Genomic DNA, 2,523 nt, shown 5'->3' on the forward strand with positions numbered 1-2,523 from the left:
CGGGTACAGCAGGCGAGCGTTTCGGCGTACGTAATTCGGGCGCTCATGCGGTTATCGAAGGCACGGGCGACCATTGCTGCGAGTATATGACCGGCGGCATCATTACCGTCCTTGGGCGTACGGGGTTGAATTTCGGCGCAGGCATGACCGGCGGCTTTGCTTATGTTCTCGATATGGATGGTGACTTTTTCGATCGCTGTAATCATGAGCTGATTGATTTAAACCGTATCTCAAGCGAGCAAATGGAAGGTCATCGTATTTACTTGCAACAAGTGATTGAAACCCATGTCGACAAAACGGGCAGTGCGTGGGGACAAACCATCTTAGCGGACTTTGAGCATTACGCGCGTAAGTTCTATTTGGTAAAACCCAAAGCGGCAAACGTTGCGACCCTGCTTAAAACCACGACGGCTGACCCACAATAAGTGAGATAGTAAGAGGTTTACAAGCAGTTTAATTCATAGGTTTTAAGCAGGTAAATGACAACCTTTATCCGTAAATTTGCCTCATTTAAACAGATATTGGCTGTCGTTACCCACTATAAAAGAGACAATACCATGGCAAAACGCTTAGAAAATAGCTTTCAGTTTTTAGATGTACCGCGCCTTGAGCCAATCAAAAAAGACATCGTTACGCGCTCAACAGAGTTTGTAGAAATTTATCAGCCGTTCGATAGCGAATCAGTAGCGCAGCAATCGCACCGCTGCCTTGAGTGCGGCAACCCATACTGTGAGTGGAAATGTCCGGTACATAATTACATTCCCAACTGGCTTAAATTAGCGGCAGAAGGACAAATATTTCAGGCAGCAGAATTGTGTCATCAAACCAATACTTTGCCTGAAGTTTGTGGCCGTGTCTGCCCGCAAGACCGCTTGTGTGAAGGCGCTTGTACGCTAAACGATGGCTTTGGCGCGGTCACCATCGGCAATGTTGAGAAGTATATCAACGACACCGCTTTTGCCCTTGGCTGGCGTCCTGATATGTCCGAGGTGGTTTGGACGGATAAAAAAGTCGCTATTATTGGCGCAGGGCCTGCAGGACTGGGCTGCGCCGATATTTTAGTCAGAAACGGGGTCAAACCTGTTATCTTTGATAAGCGTCCTGAGATTGGTGGTTTATTAACCTTTGGTATTCCAGAGTTCAAAATGGAAAAAGATGTCATGCGCAATCGCCGTGTCATTTTTGAAGGTATGGGCATGGAGTTCCGTTTAGAGACCGAAATCGGCAGCGACGTCAGTATTGATGAGTTGTTAAGCGAGTACGATGCGGTATTTATGGGCATGGGCACTTATACTTATATGCGCGGCGGCTTTGCAGGCGAAGAGCTAGAAGGCGTCTACGATGCGCTAGATTATCTGATAGCTAACGTCAATCGCTGCAATGACTGGGAAAAAAATTCAGCAGACTATATCGATTTAAAAGGTAAAAAAGTGGTGGTGCTAGGCGGCGGTGATACGGCGATGGACTGTAACCGTAGCAGTGTGCGTCAAGGCGCGCAGCAAGTAGTTTGCGCTTATCGCCGTGACGAAGAAAATATGCCCGGCTCTCGCCGTGAGGTGGTCAATGCACGCGAAGAGGGCGTTGAGTTTTTATTCAATCGTCAACCGACCGAAATCATTGGCTTAAATGGCAAAGTGAATGCAGGTAAGGCGATTACTACGCATCTGGGCGCGCCTGACAATCGTGGGCGCCGCCACCCTGAGCCTATTCCTAACTCAGAAGAAATCATACCGTGTGATGCGGTTATTCTGGCCTTTGGTTTCCGTCCTAGCCCGGCCGATTGGTTTGCCAGTCAGCAAGTCACAATGGACGGCTCGGGTCGAGTGGTCGCCGCCGAAAAACAAACCTTTAAATTCCAAACCAGTAATCCAAAAATATTTGCCGGTGGCGATATGGTGCGCGGCTCTGATTTGGTGGTGACAGCGATTTGGGAAGGTCGTGAAGCGGCAGAAGGTATTTTGGATTTCTTAGAAGTTTAGCTTTTAGAAGTCTAGTATTTGGCTATTGGGAGTTATCAATAGCCAAATCCAAATATGCTTTTTCATCATTTTTAAAATGAGGACACGCCCTTGCATGTTTATAATGTTGACGTCTTTTATCTTTACGGGATAAAAGGCGTTATTTTTTTGATAATTGCTTTATGAATGGTTAAGCTAGCAGTTATCATTTAAGCTACTTTTTATTTATTCATTATAAGAGACGCCCTGCGTGAAACCGACTTTTTGGCAACGATTTACCGCGCCGTTTGTAGAGCCTTACGCCCGCTATCAGCATGCCGATGTGTTGCATGCCATACGTTTAGGCGTGGCCGTGCTTATTGCCCTGTTGTTAAATGAGTTTACCCACTTGCCGCATGGCGAGTGGACGACCATTACCGTGTTTGTGATATTGGGATTATTGCAATATCAAGGGGCGATTTATACCAAGGCAAAAGAGCGCATACTCGGCACTTTGCTCGGCGTGGTGGTCGGGCTGAGCTTTTTATGGTTAATTCAAGATACCGGCGGCTGGCTATGGTTATAC

3 protein-coding genes are annotated in these 2,523 nt (G+C 47.0%); all 3 read left to right on the plus strand.

Annotation, left to right across the window (positions count from 1 at the left end):
- On the plus strand, nucleotides 1–425 hold a 425-nt coding region (locus V7D75_RS03095; RefSeq protein ID WP_333613368.1), incomplete at its 5' end, for a hypothetical protein.
- Between the two features lie 132 nt (nucleotides 426–557).
- Complete coding sequence (locus V7D75_RS03100; protein WP_333613394.1) at nucleotides 558–1,979, plus strand: FAD-dependent oxidoreductase; 1,422 nt, start codon at nucleotides 558–560, stop codon at nucleotides 1,977–1,979.
- A 229-nt stretch (nucleotides 1,980–2,208) separates the two neighbouring features.
- Nucleotides 2,209–2,523 (plus strand): FUSC family protein (locus V7D75_RS03105; protein ID WP_333613369.1); only part of this gene is annotated, 315 nt, incomplete at its 3' end.

Source organism: Psychrobacter sp., from assembly GCF_036731945.1.
In the GTDB taxonomy this organism is placed as follows: Bacteria; Pseudomonadota; Gammaproteobacteria; order Pseudomonadales; family Moraxellaceae; genus Psychrobacter.